At 42.8% G+C, this 18,416-nt stretch carries 24 protein-coding genes; all 24 read right to left on the minus strand.

The features are described from left to right. Window positions 1-8 precede the first annotated feature (8 nt). Entirely contained in the window at window positions 9-2,120 is a 2,112-nt protein-coding gene (locus G596_RS0110885; RefSeq protein WP_022761877.1) for a Gp37-like protein, read from the minus strand. After that, window positions 2,111-2,965: a hypothetical protein gene (locus G596_RS0110890; RefSeq protein ID WP_022761878.1), complete on the minus strand. Its 855-nt coding sequence runs from the start codon at window positions 2,963-2,965 to the stop codon at window positions 2,111-2,113. The genes G596_RS0110885 and G596_RS0110890 overlap by 10 nt, the downstream gene beginning before the upstream one ends. Further along, window positions 2,962-5,646 (minus strand): phage tail tape measure protein, encoded by a 2,685-nt coding sequence (locus G596_RS23825; protein WP_022761879.1) that lies wholly within the window; start codon window positions 5,644-5,646, stop codon window positions 2,962-2,964. Before G596_RS23825 ends, G596_RS0110890 begins: the two co-directional genes overlap by 4 nt. Window positions 5,647-5,715: 69 nt before the next feature. Next, window positions 5,716-6,183: a hypothetical protein gene (locus G596_RS0110900; protein WP_022761880.1), complete on the minus strand. Its 468-nt coding sequence runs from the start codon at window positions 6,181-6,183 to the stop codon at window positions 5,716-5,718. Between the two features lie 65 nt (window positions 6,184-6,248). Further along, window positions 6,249-6,413, minus strand: coding sequence for a hypothetical protein (locus G596_RS25230; protein ID WP_022761881.1), 165 nt, complete (start codon window positions 6,411-6,413; stop codon window positions 6,249-6,251). Beyond that, window positions 6,410-6,772 (minus strand): hypothetical protein, encoded by a 363-nt coding sequence (locus G596_RS0110910; RefSeq protein WP_022761882.1) that lies wholly within the window; start codon window positions 6,770-6,772, stop codon window positions 6,410-6,412. Before G596_RS0110910 ends, G596_RS25230 begins: the two co-directional genes overlap by 4 nt. Beyond that, window positions 6,769-7,365 carry a major tail protein gene (locus G596_RS0110915; protein ID WP_022761883.1) on the minus strand — a complete coding sequence of 199 codons (597 nt, stop codon included), beginning with the start codon at window positions 7,363-7,365 and terminating at the stop codon, window positions 6,769-6,771. The genes G596_RS0110910 and G596_RS0110915 overlap by 4 nt, the downstream gene beginning before the upstream one ends. 10 nt (window positions 7,366-7,375) lie before the next feature. Continuing rightward, window positions 7,376-7,696 (minus strand): hypothetical protein, encoded by a 321-nt coding sequence (locus G596_RS0110920; RefSeq protein ID WP_022761884.1) that lies wholly within the window; start codon window positions 7,694-7,696, stop codon window positions 7,376-7,378. 3 nt (window positions 7,697-7,699) lie between these two features. Further along, the gene (locus G596_RS0110925) at window positions 7,700-8,080 is read right to left on the minus strand and encodes an HK97 gp10 family phage protein (protein ID WP_022761885.1); all 381 of its coding nucleotides are present in this window, start codon (window positions 8,078-8,080) and stop codon (window positions 7,700-7,702) included. Continuing rightward, on the minus strand, window positions 8,077-8,424 hold the full coding sequence (locus G596_RS0110930; protein WP_022761886.1) for a phage head closure protein: 348 nt from the start codon (window positions 8,422-8,424) through the stop codon (window positions 8,077-8,079). The genes G596_RS0110925 and G596_RS0110930 overlap by 4 nt, the downstream gene beginning before the upstream one ends. Then, a complete protein-coding gene (locus G596_RS0110935; RefSeq protein ID WP_022761887.1) occupies window positions 8,424-8,696 on the minus strand; it encodes a head-tail connector protein in 273 nt (90 codons plus the stop codon). Before G596_RS0110935 ends, G596_RS0110930 begins: the two co-directional genes overlap by 1 nt. A 51-nt stretch (window positions 8,697-8,747) precedes the next feature. Continuing rightward, window positions 8,748-9,944 carry a phage major capsid protein gene (locus G596_RS0110940; RefSeq protein ID WP_022761888.1) on the minus strand — a complete coding sequence of 399 codons (1,197 nt, stop codon included), beginning with the start codon at window positions 9,942-9,944 and terminating at the stop codon, window positions 8,748-8,750. 16 nt (window positions 9,945-9,960) lie between these two features. Next, window positions 9,961-10,737 carry a head maturation protease, ClpP-related gene (locus tag G596_RS21860; RefSeq protein WP_081646727.1) on the minus strand — a complete coding sequence of 259 codons (777 nt, stop codon included), beginning with the start codon at window positions 10,735-10,737 and terminating at the stop codon, window positions 9,961-9,963. Then, entirely contained in the window at window positions 10,634-11,980 is a 1,347-nt protein-coding gene (locus tag G596_RS0110950) for a phage portal protein (protein WP_026671299.1), read from the minus strand. The genes G596_RS21860 and G596_RS0110950 overlap by 104 nt, the downstream gene beginning before the upstream one ends. Before the next feature lie 123 nt (window positions 11,981-12,103). Next, window positions 12,104-12,364, minus strand: coding sequence for a hypothetical protein (locus tag G596_RS0110955; protein WP_022761891.1), 261 nt, complete (start codon window positions 12,362-12,364; stop codon window positions 12,104-12,106). A gap of 99 nt (window positions 12,365-12,463) precedes the next feature. Continuing rightward, on the minus strand, window positions 12,464-12,841 hold the full coding sequence (locus G596_RS0110960; protein ID WP_022761892.1) for a DUF7698 family protein: 378 nt from the start codon (window positions 12,839-12,841) through the stop codon (window positions 12,464-12,466). A gap of 142 nt (window positions 12,842-12,983) precedes the next feature. Next, window positions 12,984-13,217, minus strand: a complete 234-nt coding sequence (locus G596_RS0110965; RefSeq protein ID WP_022761893.1) for a hypothetical protein — start codon at window positions 13,215-13,217, stop codon at window positions 12,984-12,986. Between the two features lie 107 nt (window positions 13,218-13,324). Continuing rightward, window positions 13,325-14,929: a terminase large subunit gene (locus G596_RS0110970; RefSeq protein ID WP_022761894.1), complete on the minus strand. Its 1,605-nt coding sequence runs from the start codon at window positions 14,927-14,929 to the stop codon at window positions 13,325-13,327. Between the two features lie 79 nt (window positions 14,930-15,008). Further along, window positions 15,009-15,287 carry a DUF7678 domain-containing protein gene (locus tag G596_RS0110975; RefSeq protein ID WP_022761895.1) on the minus strand — a complete coding sequence of 93 codons (279 nt, stop codon included), beginning with the start codon at window positions 15,285-15,287 and terminating at the stop codon, window positions 15,009-15,011. A gap of 107 nt (window positions 15,288-15,394) precedes the next feature. Then, on the minus strand, window positions 15,395-15,616 hold the full coding sequence (locus G596_RS0110980; RefSeq protein ID WP_022761896.1) for a DUF4314 domain-containing protein: 222 nt from the start codon (window positions 15,614-15,616) through the stop codon (window positions 15,395-15,397). Then, entirely contained in the window at window positions 15,613-16,275 is a 663-nt protein-coding gene (locus G596_RS0110985) for a hypothetical protein (protein WP_022761897.1), read from the minus strand. The genes G596_RS0110980 and G596_RS0110985 overlap by 4 nt, the downstream gene beginning before the upstream one ends. A 109-nt stretch (window positions 16,276-16,384) precedes the next feature. After that, on the minus strand, window positions 16,385-17,650 hold the full coding sequence (locus tag G596_RS0110990) for a site-specific DNA-methyltransferase (RefSeq protein WP_022761898.1): 1,266 nt from the start codon (window positions 17,648-17,650) through the stop codon (window positions 16,385-16,387). Continuing rightward, complete coding sequence (locus tag G596_RS25235; RefSeq protein WP_022761899.1) at window positions 17,647-17,805, minus strand: hypothetical protein; 159 nt, start codon at window positions 17,803-17,805, stop codon at window positions 17,647-17,649. The genes G596_RS0110990 and G596_RS25235 overlap by 4 nt, the downstream gene beginning before the upstream one ends. 4 nt (window positions 17,806-17,809) lie before the next feature. Beyond that, entirely contained in the window at window positions 17,810-18,355 is a 546-nt protein-coding gene (locus G596_RS0111000) for a P27 family phage terminase small subunit (protein ID WP_022761900.1), read from the minus strand. Window positions 18,356-18,416 lie beyond the last annotated feature (61 nt).

The raw sequence follows: 18,416 nt of genomic DNA on the forward strand, positions 1-18,416 counted from the left end.
TTCTCCTCCTATCCGACATCATACGTGATTGTAGTAATGCCTCTTTTTATTTTTACTGTCTTTTGAATCACACGTGCTTTGGCGGAGAGGCCGGTAACTTCGTCAGAAGCTCCGACAATATCATTGATGTCGTACTCTCTACCATCCTTAAGCTCTATTCCAAGCTCATCCTTTTCCTGGTATTCAGCTATCTTTTTAAGAGCGCCCTCTACTAAAGCGGCATAGTGATCTTCAACCTTAGTAAAGAATGCACCCTTTGCCCACGTTGGAAAGAGCTGATACTCAACCGCCTTGTAATATTTCCCGCTGCTCCAATATGGATAGTCACCTTTCTCGTAGTATTTCCCAGCCTTAAAAGACGGAACTGCTTTTGTTGCATAGAAAAAAGAGCCCGCTACAAATGCCGGAGCATATGTACCTGCGCTCTTTTTCCAATAGTATTTTCCAGCCTGCCATGGCGGTGCATCATACACCGTGTCTTTCCTAAAGAAAGTATTTGCTTTCCACTTAGGCTTTTTCTTATAGAGTTCTGAAAGCTGATATTTCTTCGTCTTTTTGTTTACTGTCTTGTTCTTATAGTAATATTTCCAGTTCGTATTCCAATCTGAAGGTTTTATGGTCATCTTCACATATACGTCTCTGGGAACACCTTGAACAGAACGTTTTTCTATCACTGTTCCAGTAGAGTAATCAAAATAATAACTACTATAGCTCGTCCCCCAGTCTGGTGGCTGTGACGTTGTATAAAAGTATTGCTCACCCTGCCACACCCCATTAACCTTAGTTCCGTTGGAATAGTAATAATTCCCGTAAGTATTCTCCCAGTCTCCCGGTGCTGAAGTAAGCGGTGCAAGCGTATCTACAAGAGTCGGATGCACATAACTTGATCCGCTCATTTCGTAATACCGGGCATAATTTACATTCCAATCAGAAGGAGCTGCAGAAAGTGGATGATACACATCACCCTTAGTTAGCTTTTCATACTTCCCGTTCTTTATTTCATAATAATCGGTAAATACATGTTGCCAATCCTGTGGGGATGAAAGCAAAAGGTCATATCTTATAGCTTTCCCCGGATCACTTACTTCTTTATATGTTGCTTCGTTCTGATCCGTTTTCTCATCATTGATCACATAATATTTCTGAAAGCCATACTTCTTATCTTCAGGATACATAGTCTGCCAATCAGACGGTTTACTTGTCTGCGGCACATAATGATCAACAATTCCTGCACTCTTATAATCATAAATGTCAGCAATCTCATTTACACCAGTGATCATATTGTCTAAGAGCAATTTATAGTTCTTCTTGTCCTCTGCGTTAGTTGATCTCTTCAACTTTGATAAGTCCGAATAGTAGTCACTGTCATAAATTGGGTTTGACCTCGCATAAGGAAGAATCCCTCCCCCACTATCCAGAAAAATATCAATCGTATAGCGGTTCGATAACTCTCCCACTCCCATGCAATGCAAATGATTCAGCGAGTTATACTTTCGCTTTGCCCTGAACTGATCAGTCTGCGCAAGAAAGTCATAATCATTAGAATAATCCACTAATGGAACAGCTTTTATCACCCCGTCAATTATTAGAGGTTTAGCATCAAACTCACTAAGCATATCCCTAATAAGAGAATATCCCTTAGCATAATTTCCACTTTCACTGCTCACCCTATAGCCGGAAATTCTAATACCGGAGTTCTCCTTGGATGCCTTGATCACACCAGCCTTAGGTGCTTTCATCAGTTCATTTGCTTTTCCTGGTGAAAGGTTAAGTCTTTCCAGAATCTGAGCAATAACGGTATTGGCCTCACCGTTATAGTAAAGATAGTCATCACTGGCAAATGGATACATGACCTTATTCTCTAGTATCCCATGCCATGTCCGTCCGCTATATGTCAGCCTTCTTTTTTCAGTATCCACTTCGATGTGGTCTATTATTCCACCGAACTCAGTTCCTTCAACGTATATCACCTGATCTTCATAAAGGCGGGTTGCCTCATCAGGCACTACCAAAGAGAAATCATTATCGTTTTTCCCAAATGAAAGATCTAACGTATAATTGCTAAGGATTCCAATATCTTCAATTTTCCCGTCTTTAACATTCCCATATATCAGATCCATAGCGGCTCACTCCTTCTTTCAATAATAACTAGGTCAAACTTCACCTCCTGCTCAGATGAAACATTTAATTCTCCGCTTGTTATAGGCTTAAAAATATAACTATCGCGGTTTCTCGCGTTTAGGACACTTATGCTCTTACCTGATGGATATGTAAGAATACACGACTTCTCCTGATCAGATTTTTCTAAGGAAGAGATTGTAAGATAGCCGTACTGAGCAATATCCACATCAACTTCATAAAGGTGCCCGTTTATAACTATTTGAGGATCCGAAACAGGGCCATATACGATAAGCCTAAATTCTAGAGGAACTGTTGAATCAATTCCTGTAAAAGCACGATATCCTTCTACTCCATAATCAAAATCGCCATAATCAAAGGCATAATCATAGGCGTCCATAAGTCCATTTTTTCCATGACTCATAAACGATAGAACTGTCTCTCTCATCCAGAACGGATATGGGCAATATGCTGTCACGGAATTGATAGTAACATTGTCATTTTTCTCATCCGGCTGAGTATCAGATGCAAGTATAAAACATTCTATAGAGTATTCTCCAAACCAAAGCTTTCCTCTTTCATTCACCATAATGTCATGCTCAGATGCATTATGAAAATTCTTAAGGCATTCCTTTCGCTCCAAAGGATTTCCTCTCACTATGAATTCCAAATCATATGAAATCGCCTGCTTAGTAAAGTCCTGAACCTGGTCACCATACTTGTATTCGATAGTCTCAGCCACCCAAGAATACTTATGTAAATTTCCCTTTCGAAGTCTTAGCCTCTCGCCTTCTGAAGAAAGAATAAAAGTCTTTCCTTCTGAGTTGACATATTTAACTTCGATCATGCAAACACCACTCCCATCTTTCTAAGGCTCCTGCCCATTTCTCTATTATCAAGATTTATAATGATCTCTGCGTTAGAAGCGCCTTCCCTTACTGCATCATAAATATCAGCAGGATTAATTCCACCGCCTGTAGCTTTTTGAATCATCGCCATAAGTGATGCTGTTCCAACAACTGTTTCACTTCCAGCTTCTCCACCTCCAAGAAGCTTACCGCCTGAATATCCAAAGATTGTAGGGCCATTAAGGATCATTCCATTTCCCATAGCCTTCTTGTACCACTCAATCTCTATTCCAGGCATTCCCTTTGATACCCAGTCAACAGGATTTGGAGACCAGTTAGTAAACTTAAAGTGCGGTGTCTTTATCTGTGGAAGCTCCAGGTGCAGGTTCTTAAAGAATCCGCTAACAGCATTAAGCGCATTACTAACAAGTGTCTTTACTGCCTCCAACTTTTCATTAAACTTCTGTCTCGCACTCTCAAGTGCTTCCTGAGCTTTCTGAGGTATTTGCCCAAGCTGATCCTTAAACTTATTCGTCAGTTCAGAAAGCTTTCCATGTGAAAGAGTATTTATCACCTGGAATCCGGTTCTGTACTTTTCAGTCATAACAGTCCAGATGGCAGCAGCGGTTCCTTTGATACCACCACCATGTGATTCATAAGCACTTTTTACTTCATTGAGCTTTCCCTTAACCACACTGGCGATAAGGTTCTGTGCTGTAGAAGTTGCACTCTTTACGTTATCCCAGGCATTTGAACACTTCTCTTTTACACTGTTCATAGCACCTGATACGCTCTCCTTCACGTTATCAAAAGCCTGTTTTGTTGATGTCTTTATTGCATTCCACTTCTCAGAGAGCTTTGCACCAAGTTCCTGTGCCTTTGCTTTTATAGTGTCCCAGTTCTTATATAGGGCCACTCCAACTAAAATAAGAGCTCCTACTACACCAGCCACAATAAGCATTGGCGGTGAAAGAGCTCCTATCGCACCAATAAGTGTTCCTCCAACTGAGATAACCGTTCCTATGGCAGATACTATTCCGCCAATACTCGATATCACAGTTCCTATAACAACTAAGATCGGACCTACCGCAGCTGCAATCGCTGCAATATGCACGATCATGCTCTGCTGCTCAGGTGAAAGAGCCTGCATCTTTGCTGCAAGGTCCTGTAAGAATCCAATTCCCTGCTGCAGGTAAGGAAGGAGTATCTGTCCAAAACTAATACCCACATTTACAAAGCCACTCTTAAGCTGCTCAATCTGCGATGCAGTTGTTCCATATCTTTTCTCAGCCTCAGCAGAAAGTGCTGTATTCTCTGAAAAAGCTGTGTTTGCTGTATTAACAGCCTGACCTGTCATATCATAAGCAAGAGCAAGTGACTGAAGCATGTTTGACTGCCTGATACCTGTCATACCAAGATCATCAAGTGCTACAAGTGCTGACTCTCCGTTCTCACCCATAACACCAAGAGCTCTTATAAACTCTTCCGTTAGTTCTCCTGCGCCACCTTCCTGCTTCCAAAGCTCCTGGAATCCTTCTGCTGTATATCCTGTGATATCTGCGATAGTCTGAAGTGATGCTGCCCACTTACCATTTTCATCACCAGCAGTTCCTGCAAGTTCTACTGCCTTAGATATAGTTGTAAGCGTCTGGCTCATTGCTGTACCACCGGCCTCAGCATTTATACCTACAGATGTCATTGCTGCAGATAGTCCAAGGATTTCTGTTTCAGAAAGTCCCGCTATTGTTCCCGCGGAAGCAAGTCTTGTCGCCATATTTACTATTTCAGACTCAGTCGTTGCATAGTTGTTACCAAGATCAACTATTACGGATCCAAGCCTATCAACATCATCAAGTGATGTTCCTGTTATATTTGCAAACCGGGCGAGTGCTGTTGCAGCTTCATCAGCTGACAGGTTTGTTGTATCGCCCAGCATGATCATCGTTTTGGTAAAATCTACTATGTTATCAGCACCTACACCGAGCTGACCGGCTGCTTCCATTACTCCTGCAATCTCCGCCTGAGAAGAAGCTGTAACCGTAGCCATCTCCTGGATAGCTTTTGACAAATCTTCATATGATGTAGTTGCTGTTTCATCCACTGTCTTTTTTACTCCGGTGAAAGCATCCTCAAAATCAATAGCGCTTTTTGCTGCAGCTGCTCCAAGTCCAAGTATCGGTGTAGTTACCTTCTTTGTAAGATCTCCGCCAACATCTTTTATCTTGTCGCCAGTTGCTTTTATCTTTTCACCGGAATCCTTGAGGCTATCCCCAAGGGCCTTCATTTTTTCACCCATAGCACTAAAAGAGGATGCCGAGGAATCAAGTGATCCCACAGCATCCTTTAGTTCATTGAGCTTTATTGTAGTAGCTTCAATTTCTCTTCTCAGGTTCTTTGCCTGATCAGAATTCTTATCAAAGCCATCTGTATTCTTAAGCTGTTCATAGGCTTCTTTCTCAGCCTTTAGCTTTTCTTCTGTATCCGCTATCGCTTTTGACAGATACGACTGCTTCTGTGAAAGAAGCTCCAAATTCCCAGGGTCCATCTTAAGGAGCTTATTGACATCCGTAAGGCACCCCTGGGTAGTTCTTATGCTTTTGTTTACACTCTCAAGTGCTTTTGAGAGCTTTGTGGTATCACCTCCAATCTCGACTGTAATACCTTTTATTCTGTCTGCCATACATGCTCCTTTTAATGCACTAAAAAAGCACCAGACTTTTTAGTCTGATGCCTTACTAACTTACCTTTATTACTCCTCTTCGTCTTCCTCATCCTCGTCCTCTTCATAATCCTCTAAATCAGAGAACCTTGGATATTCTTCACTTTGAGGAACGAATTTATTTATAATCTCAAACATCTGTAAAAAACCATCTCCGTCTGGACTAAAGAATGGTTCAATATAAAACTCTCTTTTCCAGCTTGTTCCATCTTCGAAAACAACCTGTATTTCAAGAGCACCTACATCGACCAGGTCCTCAACCACTTTATCCTTATAATCCTGGATCATTTCAGAAAGCTCATAAAAAAGTCTTTTATACCTGAAGTTATCAGTGGTGTATTTCCACTTCCTTGGCAGATTCATATCATAGTGAACTCTTGGTGTATATGTATAGCTCACACCTTTTTCCGTAATGGAAAGTCTTTCAGTGTAGGCATCTTCAAGTCTCCCGAACCCCGACTCTCCAGTAAACACTATTTTTTTAACCCCTTTATCCATACCGTTCTCCTTTTTGCACGCATAAGCCTGCAAAAATATTTTAACTCATTTGCAAAAGGCTTTCATCAGAATCTGTCGAAATCCTCCTGCGTAGGGAGAAGGTCATATTCCTCATGATCATTGGCGTTTTCAGTTATCATATCAAACACCATACCGATATCGAGGTTATCAAGCTCAGATAGAGAAAGCCCCATCTGTACTACCCTAAGAAGGTAGATTGCAGTGTTCATGCATCTGCTTGTGGGGCGCTCTCTTTTTTTAGCTCTGAATCTGTTTTGGTATTACCCATATATACATCGATGATATCCGATGCATTCTGAGGAATATCATTTGCTTCAAACTGTGAGAGCCACTCGTAATACTCCTCTTCTGTGAGTTTTGAAAGGTCACCGCCCTTTGCCTGCATTGCCATAATGAATGAAAGCTCCATAACTGTCTCTGTGGCAAAGGCATCATCCACGCCTTCCTTTGAAGCATTATCAAAGAATTTTAAAAGGTCCTTATGAAAGACCTGCTTATATCTAAGTGGAGTTGCGCCGTTAGCGCAAAACTCCACTACAATATCTCCAACCTTTACTGTTTTTCTCATGACTTACCCTTGCCTCCTTCGGTAATTGCTGCAGGAAGGTATACATCTGTGCTCCATCCAGCATATGCTTTAGAAGTCTTATCACCGCACTTAGCTTTGATGATGTTCTTCTGAAGAGTCTTATCGTAGATTGCAGATGAGGTGAGGTTTATCGACTCAGTCTGTACATCAACTGACTCTTCTCTTGTCTTTGATCCAACAGAAGGTCTTGCAGCAGTACAGTTATAAAGCACATGCTTTACCTGGGATGCATCTCCTGTAAATTCAAAAATAAGAGCGAAGTGAACCGGTGTTGCATCAGAATCCTCAATAAGAACTCCGTTACCATCTTCCACTTCGCCAAGAACATCTTTCCTGAATGAATCCGGAACAAGTGCACTTTCAAATGATCCGGTATAGCCAGCATTACCTACTGTGGTGTAAAAGCTGACATCATCTGCAAAAAACTTTGTCTGCTCACCTGCGGGATCCATTGATAAATTAACTGCACCCGGCCATCTTACCGGAGCAGAATATGTTGCTGAGTTATCCTCAGCTATTGTGGCAAGAGCGTAAAATACGTTCTTTAAGCCAAATTTTACCTTGTTGCCCATATTAGCCTCCTTAATCTTTACCCTGCTCAAAAGAGTAGGTAACTTCATATAGCTTTTCGCTGTCTATAAACAGCTCGTACTTTTCAAAGAAGATTCCAGCTTTTGTAAGCTGGTCTTCCAGTTTCTTTTCTGTCTTTAGGTCCTTTTTATCCGTATAAAGAACAACAGCCATTTCATCCACCGGATAATAGGCCTCATCATCTGCTGAAAAGTTATCTGTTCCTTCACATCTGTAAATAACAAAAGGCGGATCTGGTCCTTCTCCTTCTGCAAAATGGTCATATGCAAAAGGAAAACCCAGCCGCCTTAAGATTTTTAAAATGGCATTCATTTTTTATCCCTTCAGAGCCTTTTCGATATCTCTTTCAAATTCCTTAACTGCTTTCTGTTCTGCCTTTCCAATGTGAGGTCTTGCTGCTACTTTTCCGCCACCTCTTTTTGCATGGCCATGCTCGAGAAGGTGTGCTATTCGGTATCTGTTCCTAGAATGAACCGTCACTTCCATAGAAGTTCCTGTTTCCTTAGTCTTTTTCACCGTCCAGCTTTTTGCATACCTTCCTGTGTCAGTAGGAGCTGTTGCAGCTATCTCTTTCCGGGCTGTCTGCCCAGCTTTTTTCACAGCACTTTTCATATCCTGAGTGGCAAGCTTCTCGTATTCCTTAAGGCCCGCCATAATCTTTGATGAAAGCTCTCCTATCTTTACCGTCTCGCTCATCTCCACACCTTCCTACATCTAAGCTTGATGCTCTTATGGTCATAGTTCATGTGGTCTACAGAAACTATGTTGTAGAAATCATCATGGAATATTACTCGAAAGCCGGTAGACTTTACTGCAGCTGCATCCTTGCTGTATCTTACAGTGAAAGTTATTATCGGTTCCTCAAGTGTCTGCCCGGCAGCAGATGTCTCATCACCGTTTCCCCCGCCCTGTGGCATGTCCGATACATGACAGAAAAAGTAGTGGTAATCCTCCCACATTTCCTGATGATTCCCGATATCGTCCTCAGTTATGGTCTTTTTCTGAACCAGTATCTTTTCCGATAATCTTGAGATATCCATTAAAAACCTGCCTTTCTGACTCCCATAAGAAGACTACGAAGTGACAACATAAGGTCATGGTGATCAGCTTCCTCCCTATGTTCATAGAGATAAGCAACTGTATATAGGACTGCTGTTCTCACTGTTCCATTCCCTGACTCTGGCACTTCTTCTGTTCTTATGACATCAAGTACCATTTCCTTGGCGCTTTCTATAAGTCCCCCAATAAGCTCATCCTCATCGCCATGATCAACTCTCAGGTATGTCTTTACTTCTTCCAAATTGATATCCATAGAAACCTCTTAAAAAGGGATGCCCACTAAGGACATCCCGTAAATGAATCATCAACCGTTATTAGCGGTAGGAGCTTTCCAACCCTTAAGGTGTGTGATCTGAACAGCTTCAGGAAGGATGATCTTTCCATCCACTCTCTCCTTAGCTACATAACCGATCATGCCGTTACCAGCAAAGAGCTCTCTTAAAGTAGAGAAAGAACGAGAGCCGCGGTCACCGATGTTGTAGTAGCTGTAATCACCAAAGGCAATTGCTGTCTCAGGTGCAAAGGCAGACGTATGTGCCTCATAGCCAAGGATCCTGTCAGGCTCACCTGCCTGGTAAGAAGGCTGCCAGATATAAGCTCCGTTGTTGTCCTTGAGCTTTCTAAGCTGAGCGAGTGTTCCATCATTAAGAATGAAGGAAGCCTTCTTTCTGTAAGGTCTCTTCAGGCCATAAATGAGGTCAAGAATATCATCAGCCTTAATATCTGCTGTAAGGGTATTGAGCACATGACCGCCCTTATCCTTATTGAAGATACCGATAGGCTTACCCTTTCCGTCGCCGTTGAGGAATGCATCCTCCTCTGCATTTCCAAGGGCTCTTCCGAACTGTGTAATGATGTAGTTCTCAAGGCCGAAAGCGCTATCATAAAGAAGCTCCTCGGTTACCTTGATTGCTACGTGGAGCTTAAATGCATCAAGGAAGATCTGATCGAATGTAGCATCACCGAATGTGAGTGCTCCGCCTTCCTCGATCCATGCTGCAGCAGGCTTTGTAGCAGCGATATTGATCTTGTGCTCACCGGATGTAGTAATCTTGGTAGCAAGACCTCTCATGATATTCTCTTCCTCAAGAACATCAATGAGTCTCTTGTCGTACTCCTCGGGAACAAGATATCCGCCATCGGCATCAACACCCTCCTGGAGTACGTTTGATACCTGTCTGAAGTTTGTTCTAAGAGCAGTAAGCATTGCCTCCTTATACTCGTTGGAAGCGCGTCCTGTCTTTTTCTCTTCCTTATCCCCCACAAAAGGCTTACCAATAATGGGTGTGTTTACGGGCTTGTTCAGCTCCGCTTCTCTGTCTGCAGCTCTCTGCTCTCTCTTAATAGAATCAGTGAGAGCATCAAATTCCGCCTCCATCTTTGCGTATGTGGCTGCATCATCTGCAGTAAGGTTTCCGTCCTTGTCCTCATGTGAATCAAGGAACTCTCTCATTGTGCCAAGCATCTCTGCTCTGTTTTTAATCATCTCATTAAGCTTCATTTTGTTTTCCTCCTGATCAAATAAGCTTTTCAATAGTTTCAAGACGTGTTCTCATTTCTTTTGAAGAAACGCCTTCCGGTGCAGGAATACTTGCTGCATCAGAAAGCTCCTGCTTTTTCTCACCGAATTTCTTCGTGAGCTTATTTACGAGTGCGTTATTTACCGCACTACGTGAAAAGAGCACCGAGTTTCTTGACCCAGTGCTCTCATCAGCGTTTTCACTATTCTTTTCAATAACTCCATCAGCAAAGCCAAGCTCTACAGCTTTTGTTGCATCCATCCATGTTTCAGCATCCATAAGGTGTGACAGCTTTGCTCTCGACTGCCCTGTCTTAATAACATAGGCATTGATGATGCTCTCCTTAACTTCACCAAGCATATCTATGGCTTTCTGCATCTCAGCATGATCACCAAATGCAATGGTCGCAGGGTTGTGAATCATCATCATTGATACGGGACTCATCAAAACCTCATCACCAGCCATCGCTATGACCGATGCTGCGGAAGCTGCAAGTCCGTCAATCTTTACCGTTATCTTTCCCGGATACTCAGAAAGCATGTTGTAAATCTGCGCTGCTGCAACGCAGTCACCTCCGGGAGAGTTAATCCAGAGCGTTACATCACCCTCGCCTCCCATAAGCTCATCCTTAAAGAGCTTTGGCGTAACATCATCATCAAACCACGACTCTTCAGCTATGGTTCCGTTTATGGAGAGGACTCGCCCTACCGGGACTTCCTCCTGATTTTCCTTCTGTTCCTGGTTCATCCAGTTCCAGAACTTCTTGTTCTTCATCAGATTCCTCCTTTTCTTTATTAGCAAAAAGACCTGCATCCTCAAGCTTTGTCATGTTTCCATTTATGAGGTATAAATCTCCTCCAAGCTCTTCAGGAATACGGTCCAGATCCTCTAACTCCCTTATGTCATTTGCACTCATCCAGCCATTCTGTCTTGCTACGGCATAACCATTCATCCTTGACTGGTAATCTCCGCGAAGAAGGCCATCTACATTGAACCTAAAAAAATAAGACTTCTTTTCCTCCTCGGAAAAGAGTCTTCTTTTCATTGCCTGTTCAAGTCTTGTAAGCCAAGGCCTAAGCGTATACTGAACATACTCAAGCGACTGCTGTTCTATGTTGGAAAAGCTCGACTTATCAAGGTCAGCAACCATATGAGGCGGCACCCTGAATATCCTGCAAATCTCTGTTACCTGGAACTTCCTTGTATCAAGGAACTGAGCTTCCGCTGGGTTAATGGATATAGGCGTGTATTTCATACCTTCTTCCAGAACAGCAACCTTATTCGAATTTGAACTTCCGCCAAATGTCTGCGTCCAGCTCTCCCTTACCTTTGATGGATCCTTTAGTGTTCCGGGATGTTCAAGTACGCCGCTCGGAGCAGCTCCGTTAGCATAGAACTTACTACCATACTCCTCGGCTGCTATTCCAAGGCCTATAGCATTTCTGGCCATAGCAATAGGACTGTAACCTACAAGTCCGTCAAAGGATAAGCCCGGTACATGAAGTACATCCTCCGGTTTAAGTATCACTGTAGTGTCTTTCTTCTTTACCGGATCATCACTTGTAAGCTGATATTCGTAGTAAAGCCTTCCCTTTTCATCTCTGTCCACGTTCATGCGATCAGGCATTAGTGGATAAAGGGCCATAACTTCACCCTTACCATTTCTTATGATCTGGGCATAAAAATTCCCCCACAGCAGCATGTGCGTGAGGGCAGCTTCAAAGAATGAGTATGCAGTCATTTCAGGATTTGGCTCATCGTGCAAAAGATGATATAAGGGATGGTCTATAGCTTTTTCTTTTCCACCGCCATCCGTATACCTGTATAGATGAAGTGGAAGGCTCGCAACAGATTCCGAGATAACTCTTACGCAGGCATACACTGCTGATGTCTGCATCGCTGTCCTCTCATTTACCCTTTTACCCGCTGCTGATGGCCCCATAAAAAAGTTATAGGCTGATCCTGAAGTTCTGTTTGTCGGTGCTCTTGATTTAAAGAGCATTGTTATTAAGTTCAATTCATTTCCTCCATCTGATTTAATGCTTCCCGAATTATCAGGAAACCTATAATTGAAAGAATGATCATAATGCCACCTTTCATTGCATGAAAAAAGCACCGCCGAAGCGATGCCTTATCCTTTTTAGTTAATTCCTATTAGTTTCTTTGCTCTTTCTTCTGCAGAAAGCTTGGTATCATCAAGAATCTTGTACGTTCTTGTATGATCCGGATCCTCTTTGTGGTCATAATAATATGAATTTCTTATTATTACGGATACTATCCCGTTTAAATCATCCAAAGCTCCTCCTGCAGGCTTTTCTCCACATAATATCTCAACTGCGTCAGCAACCTTCTCGATAGCATCATAAGCTACAACAAGGTCTTTCATGTCCTTTAAATCCATCTTATTCTCCCTTCAAAGTATTATTTATCTAATAATTCTAAAGGGGTTTTTCAATACACGCAAAAAGCACCGCCGAAGCGATGCCCTTGTCCTTAGTTCTTATTCTCTATCCAGTCTCATGAGGAGTGCTGGAATAACTTCCTTTTTATGTTCTCCCTCAAGTGCGGCCTTCCAATCTTCAATGTTTGAATTGATCTCGATAAGCCTTACCATGCGGCAGCCGCGTTTTTCAAACTCTGCGATGGTCTCAAGAAGCCCTGAGAATGTTGAGGAAATAGTGAAATCCTTTATTCCGTATCTTCTGCAGTTCTCAATGATCTCATCAATGTCTCTGTCCCAAATGACCTCTGCAAAGTTGATCAGGCGGTTTCCTGCGGTCCTGCTGTAAAAGTATGCTGCTCCGAAGGTTGGGTTAATTCCTACGTCCTGGTACTTTGCTCCTATCTCAGCTGCCTTATCAAGTTCTTCAATCCTCATTTTTAAGTCCTCCTTTTGTTTTGGTAGGTACATATTCGCTCTGAAAGAGGTATGTATCAACGTGTATAACCACCAGACATTGCGAGGATTGATTGTGTAGTATATTGCTAAAAAGGCATCCATCCGGATGCCCTTCCTGCTTTTACCTTGCTGCTTCTGCCTCTTTTATTCTCTCGCAGCCTTTTAAGAATCTGCGTCGTTCCGCGTTTGTGAGGTTTTGAATTGTGGTCCAAATCGGATCGTCGTCCTCTTCGCTTGTCAGGTATTTGCTTCCTGCAATCTTCTCAAGCAGGTCGTTTACTGCTGAATCTGTTCTCATGTTCTTAAATGCAAGTTCCGCCCAAGCATTAAGCGCGTTTTCTGTTGTAGGTTTCATTCTTATTTCCTCCTTGTCTTTTGGTATGTGTATATTCGCTCTTATAAGCACATATATCCACGTGTATTACTACCAAAGATAAGAAGGACTAACTGTGTATTATATTATCAAAAAACAATGAGCCCTCTGCTGTCGTAGACGCTCTCTCCTGAAGCAAGTCCACATCGAATCGCCCTATCCAGGGCCATGATAGTTGCCACTGCACCATCGATCTTTTCCGTAGACTTCTCTTTATCAGCTTTAATATTTCCAGCAGGATCCTGCCTGATAAAAATATTATCCATGTTCCATCTAAGAACCGGGTGTCCTCCATGAGCTATCCTCTGTTCAAGGGTAAGCTTCATAAGCTCCTTTGTGGGTGGACTCATATCTTTAAATCCCTGACCGAATGGAACTACAGTAAATCCCATATCCTCCAAGTCCTGAGTCATTTGCGTTGCTCCCCACCTATCAAATCCGATTTCTCTGATGTTGAACTTTTCTCCAAGTTTTTCTATGAACTTTTCTATATATCCATAATGAACAACATTACCTTCCGTAGTTTGGATGTATCCTTGTTTCTCCCAAAGGTCATAATTCACATGATCCCTCTTAACACGAAGATCCAAGGTCTCTTCAGGAAGCCAAAAATACGGAAGCACATAGTATTTATCATTTTCATCTTCCGGAGGAAATACCAAGCAAAATGCTGTAAGGTCAGTAGTACTTGATAGGTCAAGGCCTCCGTAGCAAACTCTACCTTCAAGATCATCTTCATTAACAGGAAATGCACAGGCATCCCACTTATCCATGGGCATCCACCTTATTGCCTGCTTTACCCACTGATTTAAGCGTAGCTGTCTGAAGCTATTCTCCTCAGCGGGATTCTGCTTCGCTGATTCGCAGGCAGCTACAACCTTCTCCATCTGTATTGTCTCTCCGAGGGATGGGTTCGCTTTCTTCCATACCTCCGGGTCAGTCCAATCTTCATCTTCCCCTGCTCCGTAAATTACTGGATAGAATGTCGGGTCTGTTTTCCTTCCCTCAATGATATCCATAGCCTTCTGATGAAGCTCATAGCATATGCTGTTTGTATCATTACCGGCTGTTGTGATCAGAAAGTATAAAGGCTGCTCTCTGGCATCACCAGATCCTTTTGTCAGAACATCGTATAAATTTCTATTTGGCTGAGCATGTACCTCGTCCAGAACCAAGCCGCTCACGTTAAGGCCATGCTTGGTTCCTACTTCTGCTGATAGCACTTGGTAGAATCCATTGTTATATATGTTATCTATTCTCTTGGTAGCACCTTTTATCTTGCTACGCTTTTCAAGGGCCGGTGTAAGTTCACACATAACCCTCCCTACATCAAATACGATACTGGCCTGCTGCCTATCTGCGGCAGCACCATAAACTTCGGGTGAAGCTTCTCCATCCCCGAATAGAAGGTATAAAGCCACAGCCGCTGCCAGTTCTGATTTACCGTTCTTCTTTGGTATTTCTACATATGCTGTAGTGAACTGCCTCTTTCCATTTGGCTTAAGGATCCCAAAGATATTTCTTATTATTTCCTCCTGCCAAGGGAGAAGCATGAACGGTTTTCCTGCCCATTTGCCTTTTGTATGGCACAGGCACTGTATAAAATTAACTACATAATCTGCTTGCTCCTTGTCATAATATGACCCCTTGGCCATAAATTTCGTAGGCTCAAACTTTAGTTTTTTCTTAGCCATATTATTTCCTTGCACAAAAATAGGACCTCCCGGTCCCCATATACGACCAAAAGGCCTTCCGGCCTCTGGTGCTTTTTCTTTAGTTGTATTCCTGAAGGATGATGCTGTAAGCTATCATCGTTGCTTCGTCGTTTTCATCCGGCTCTATGTCCCAGCCTCTGTCGTAGGAAAGCGTTGTCTTCCCGTCAATCTTCATGGAAAGCTTTGAAATGCGACCCTCGTTTATTCCGTATTCGCTGCCCTCGTCGTAAACCTTTGCCCACCAGTGTACGATCTTTGTTTCTTTCTTCCCAAAAGGCACCCCGATGGTTCCTTCTTTGAAAAGCCTTCTGTATTCTTCCTGTTCTCTCTTTGTCATGTTCCTGACCTCCTTTGGTTTTGTTGATTGTATATTCGCTCTACTAGGAATATGTATCAACGTGTACATACACCAAAGATGTGCAGAATGTGTTGTGTAGATTACACTTATATCTTCCTGCAGGAATCCTCTCCATAAACTATTCCAAGGCTGCTTCCGTTATCCCATTTCACATGAATAGTTCCGGTATCATCAACCACCTGAACTGTTCCCCTTGTTCCTTCCGAAATCTTTGTATAAGGGTCATCCATGTGGACCAGCTCAACTCTGGTCCCTTCCGGATATTCTTCTTTTATTCTTTTTACTGTATTTGCGCTTGGGAAGTTCATACTTCGTCACCTCCCTTGGGCTGTCTGAATGCTGAGTTGCCATCAAGGTTCCCCAGAAGAACTTTTCTGTCTTTCTTGTATGCATCCCCGATGAACCCGAGCCTTAGAAGGAAGCATCTGAAGGCGTATTTCTCATTTGGTACTTCAGTCTCTTTTGCGCTTATCCTTGTTTGCTTTATGCTCATCTCGCAAAGGGCTGCGATGAAGTTGCTATAAATCATGGCCTTTTCCGGATCGATTCTTTCGAACCAAGGAAATGTGACCTTATCCTCGGTGGCTTCAAGTTCAAGTGTTTCCACTCCAAGGGCCTTCATTATAAGTTTCCCCTTTGCAGTAAGGATCCTCTTTAGGTTATCAATGTTCACCTTGTCGGTGGGAATCTCAAATGCAAGTCCGTAGGAATTCTCTTCTGCTTGCTCTTCCTGCTCTATTCCCTCAGGTGTAATCCCTGTTGCTTCTATGCAGGCCTCTATAACCTTGCTGCTCTCTTCTGTATCCTTGCAGTCTTCCCATTTAAGGGTTCCGTCTCTCTCCACTCTGTAGTCTCCGATCTGGTAAGCGCAGGAAGGAACTCCAAGGTACTTTGCCTTTTCTCCGGTTGCTTCCTCGATTGCCTTTACCATAAGTTTCTTTGTTTCTTTGCTAAATGTAAGTTCCATGCTACTTTCCTCCTTTGTTTTGGTACTACATATATCACTCTGTAGGAAAGTAATAGCAACTTATATGTGCAGATAAACTGTACAAATTTAGGTTCGTATTATTGGTATATTACGCACCAAGATCAAGCTCTTTAACGAGGTCGTTATACATGAGCTTCTCTCCGTTCCTATATACATATACGTTATCCGCATCGCCTGTATCTTCAACATAGCGGCGAAGAATAACGGATGCGTATTTCTCATCAAGCTCCATGGTATGACAGATACGATTTGTCTTTTCACAGGTCATAAGTGTTGAGCCTGATCCGCCAAAGGTATCAATAACAATTGCATTCTCCTGACTGGAATTTCCAATAGGATACGCAAGAAGGTCCAACGGCTTTGATGTCGGATGGTTCTTATTTTTCTTAGGCTTATCAAAGTTCCAGATCGTTGTCTGAGACCTTCCGGCCTTGCTGCTCCAGTAATGTTTGCCATTCTGCAAAAATCCGTAAAGCACCGGCTCGTGCTGCCACTGGTAGTCTGACCTACCAAGCACTAATGAGTTCTTTACCCATATGCAGCAGCCTGATAAATGGAAGCCCGCATCAATGAATGCCTTCCTGAAATTAAGACCTTCTGTATCTGCATGAAATACATAAGCCGAGCCACCTTTCTCAAGATGCTCGGCCATATTTTTAAATGCAGCAAGGAGAAACTCATAAAACTTATCATTCTCCATCTTATCGTTTTTTATCGATAATCCATCTGAGCTTTCAAAAGCTACATTGTAAGGAGGATCAGTAACAACAAGGTTTGCTTTCTTCCCATCCATAAGAAGTTCTACATCTTCCGGGGATGTTGCATCACCGCACATAAGTCTGTGACGACCTACAATCCATACATCTCCTCTCTCTACGAATGCGGCTTCCTCAAGAGCTTCTGAAAGGTCAAAGTCATCATCTTCTACATCCGACTTATTCTCATCAGCAAACAGATCTGAAATCTCATCTTCGTTAAAGCCGGTGAGAGAAACATCGAAGTCCATACCTTCCAATGCTTCAATCTCAGCTTTTAACATCTGCTCATCCCAGCCTGCATCCTGAGCGTATCTGTTATCCGCCAGGATATAAGCTTTCTTCTGAGCTTCAGTAAGATAGTCCACAAATACACAGGGCACCTCAGTGATGCCCTCTTCCTTTGCAGCCATGAGTCTCCCATGACCGGCTATGACATTGTAGTTAGCATCAATAATAACCGGATTGATGAAACCGAACTCACGTAAGGATCCACGCAGCTTATTGATCTGCTCCGGTGAATGGGTTCTTGCGTTATTGATATATGGGATGAGCTTGGCAGTCTCAACCATTTTCATTTCTGTAGTAGTTCTGCTCAACGAAGTCCCCTCCTTCTCATCACCTTGTTCATGCCTTTGCTGGCAGCATTAACATCGCCCTTAAGTGCCTGCCCCTTTAATGTCCTATATTCCTGAATGGACATCTTGTTCTTTTTCTTCTTAAGAGCTTTTAAAAACTCTGATTTCTCTGTCATGTATTTATCCTTTTCTCTTTCTTAGGAGCATCTCCATCATGTCATCCTGCGGAGTGCCCACAAAATCTTCACTGCAATTTTCTTTAACCACCTGGAAAATCTGATACCAAACAGAATTGATCTGCTTCATATAAGCCTGCGACATCTGAACATAGGGTGATGCGCAAGCAGCTCCGGTAGTAGGATGCTTAGCAAGGAAGCCATATTCGGATATAGCCTGCTCACATTGAATCCACCGCGCAACGCTCATGGCATATTGCTCAATGAGCTGCGTGCTTATAAGCTGATCGCAGCCTCTTTCCTTTATCCATTTCCAAGTGTTTTTAAATATCTCATCAGCGCCTAACAGTTCTCCGTTTTTCTGCATGGCGTTTAAGTATTCTTTGGGATCCGGAATATCTTCTCCCTTAAGGTCTGAGCCCTTGGGGAGCTGTATCACCTTAAGTTTTCTTCCTCCTGGATTCCCGGTCTCTATTTTTTCAGTTAAAGCCTTCGACTTGCGGCCACTGCCAATGCGTGCACCGCCTCTGGCTGTGCCGTCTTTAGCCATTTTCGTATCTCCTATTTTTTACCCGGGTTAATACCCCGTTTGATTTCGCGATTTTTGCACG

Origin of the sequence: Butyrivibrio sp. AD3002, assembly GCF_000420905.1 — a bacterium.
In the GTDB taxonomy this organism is placed as follows: Bacteria; Bacillota; Clostridia; order Lachnospirales; family Lachnospiraceae; genus Butyrivibrio.

Excerpts from the sequence above, each read along its gene's own strand:
- G596_RS0110925 (WP_022761885.1), bottom strand. The coding sequence starts at position 8,080 with ATGAGCGAGACGGTAAAGATAGGAGAGCTTTCATCAAAGATTATGGCG.
- G596_RS0110955 (WP_022761891.1), bottom strand. The coding sequence starts at position 12,364 with ATGGATTTAAAGGACATGAAAGACCTTGTTGTAGCTTATGATGCTATC.
- G596_RS0110890 (WP_022761878.1), bottom strand. The coding sequence starts at position 2,965 with ATGATCGAAGTTAAATATGTCAACTCAGAAGGAAAGACTTTTATTCTT.
- G596_RS0110940 (WP_022761888.1), bottom strand. The coding sequence starts at position 9,944 with ATGAAGCTTAATGAGATGATTAAAAACAGAGCAGAGATGCTTGGCACA.
- G596_RS0110980 (WP_022761896.1), bottom strand. The coding sequence starts at position 15,616 with ATGAACTTCCCAAGCGCAAATACAGTAAAAAGAATAAAAGAAGAATAT.
- G596_RS0110900 (WP_022761880.1), bottom strand. The coding sequence starts at position 6,183 with ATGGATAAAGGGGTTAAAAAAATAGTGTTTACTGGAGAGTCGGGGTTC.
- G596_RS0110935 (WP_022761887.1), bottom strand. The coding sequence starts at position 8,696 with ATGGATATCAATTTGGAAGAAGTAAAGACATACCTGAGAGTTGATCAT.
- G596_RS21860 (WP_081646727.1), bottom strand. The coding sequence starts at position 10,737 with ATGAAGAACAAGAAGTTCTGGAACTGGATGAACCAGGAACAGAAGGAA.
- G596_RS25235 (WP_022761899.1), bottom strand. The coding sequence starts at position 17,805 with ATGACAGAGAAATCAGAGTTTTTAAAAGCTCTTAAGAAGAAAAAGAAC.
- G596_RS0110970 (WP_022761894.1), bottom strand. The coding sequence starts at position 14,929 with ATGGCTAAGAAAAAACTAAAGTTTGAGCCTACGAAATTTATGGCCAAG.
- G596_RS0110930 (WP_022761886.1), bottom strand. The coding sequence starts at position 8,424 with ATGGATATCTCAAGATTATCGGAAAAGATACTGGTTCAGAAAAAGACC.
- G596_RS0110960 (WP_022761892.1), bottom strand. The coding sequence starts at position 12,841 with ATGAGGATTGAAGAACTTGATAAGGCAGCTGAGATAGGAGCAAAGTAC.
- G596_RS0110915 (WP_022761883.1), bottom strand. The coding sequence starts at position 7,365 with ATGGGCAACAAGGTAAAATTTGGCTTAAAGAACGTATTTTACGCTCTT.
- G596_RS0110885 (WP_022761877.1), bottom strand. The coding sequence starts at position 2,120 with ATGGATCTGATATATGGGAATGTTAAAGACGGGAAAATTGAAGATATT.
- G596_RS0110965 (WP_022761893.1), bottom strand. The coding sequence starts at position 13,217 with ATGAAACCTACAACAGAAAACGCGCTTAATGCTTGGGCGGAACTTGCA.
- G596_RS0110985 (WP_022761897.1), bottom strand. The coding sequence starts at position 16,275 with ATGGAACTTACATTTAGCAAAGAAACAAAGAAACTTATGGTAAAGGCA.
- G596_RS23825 (WP_022761879.1), bottom strand. The coding sequence starts at position 5,646 with ATGGCAGACAGAATAAAAGGTATTACAGTCGAGATTGGAGGTGATACC.
- G596_RS0110920 (WP_022761884.1), bottom strand. The coding sequence starts at position 7,696 with ATGAATGCCATTTTAAAAATCTTAAGGCGGCTGGGTTTTCCTTTTGCA.
- G596_RS0111000 (WP_022761900.1), bottom strand. The coding sequence starts at position 18,355 with ATGGCTAAAGACGGCACAGCCAGAGGCGGTGCACGCATTGGCAGTGGC.
- G596_RS0110975 (WP_022761895.1), bottom strand. The coding sequence starts at position 15,287 with ATGACAAAGAGAGAACAGGAAGAATACAGAAGGCTTTTCAAAGAAGGA.
- G596_RS0110910 (WP_022761882.1), bottom strand. The coding sequence starts at position 6,772 with ATGAGAAAAACAGTAAAGGTTGGAGATATTGTAGTGGAGTTTTGCGCT.
- G596_RS25230 (WP_022761881.1), bottom strand. The coding sequence starts at position 6,413 with ATGAACACTGCAATCTACCTTCTTAGGGTAGTACAGATGGGGCTTTCT.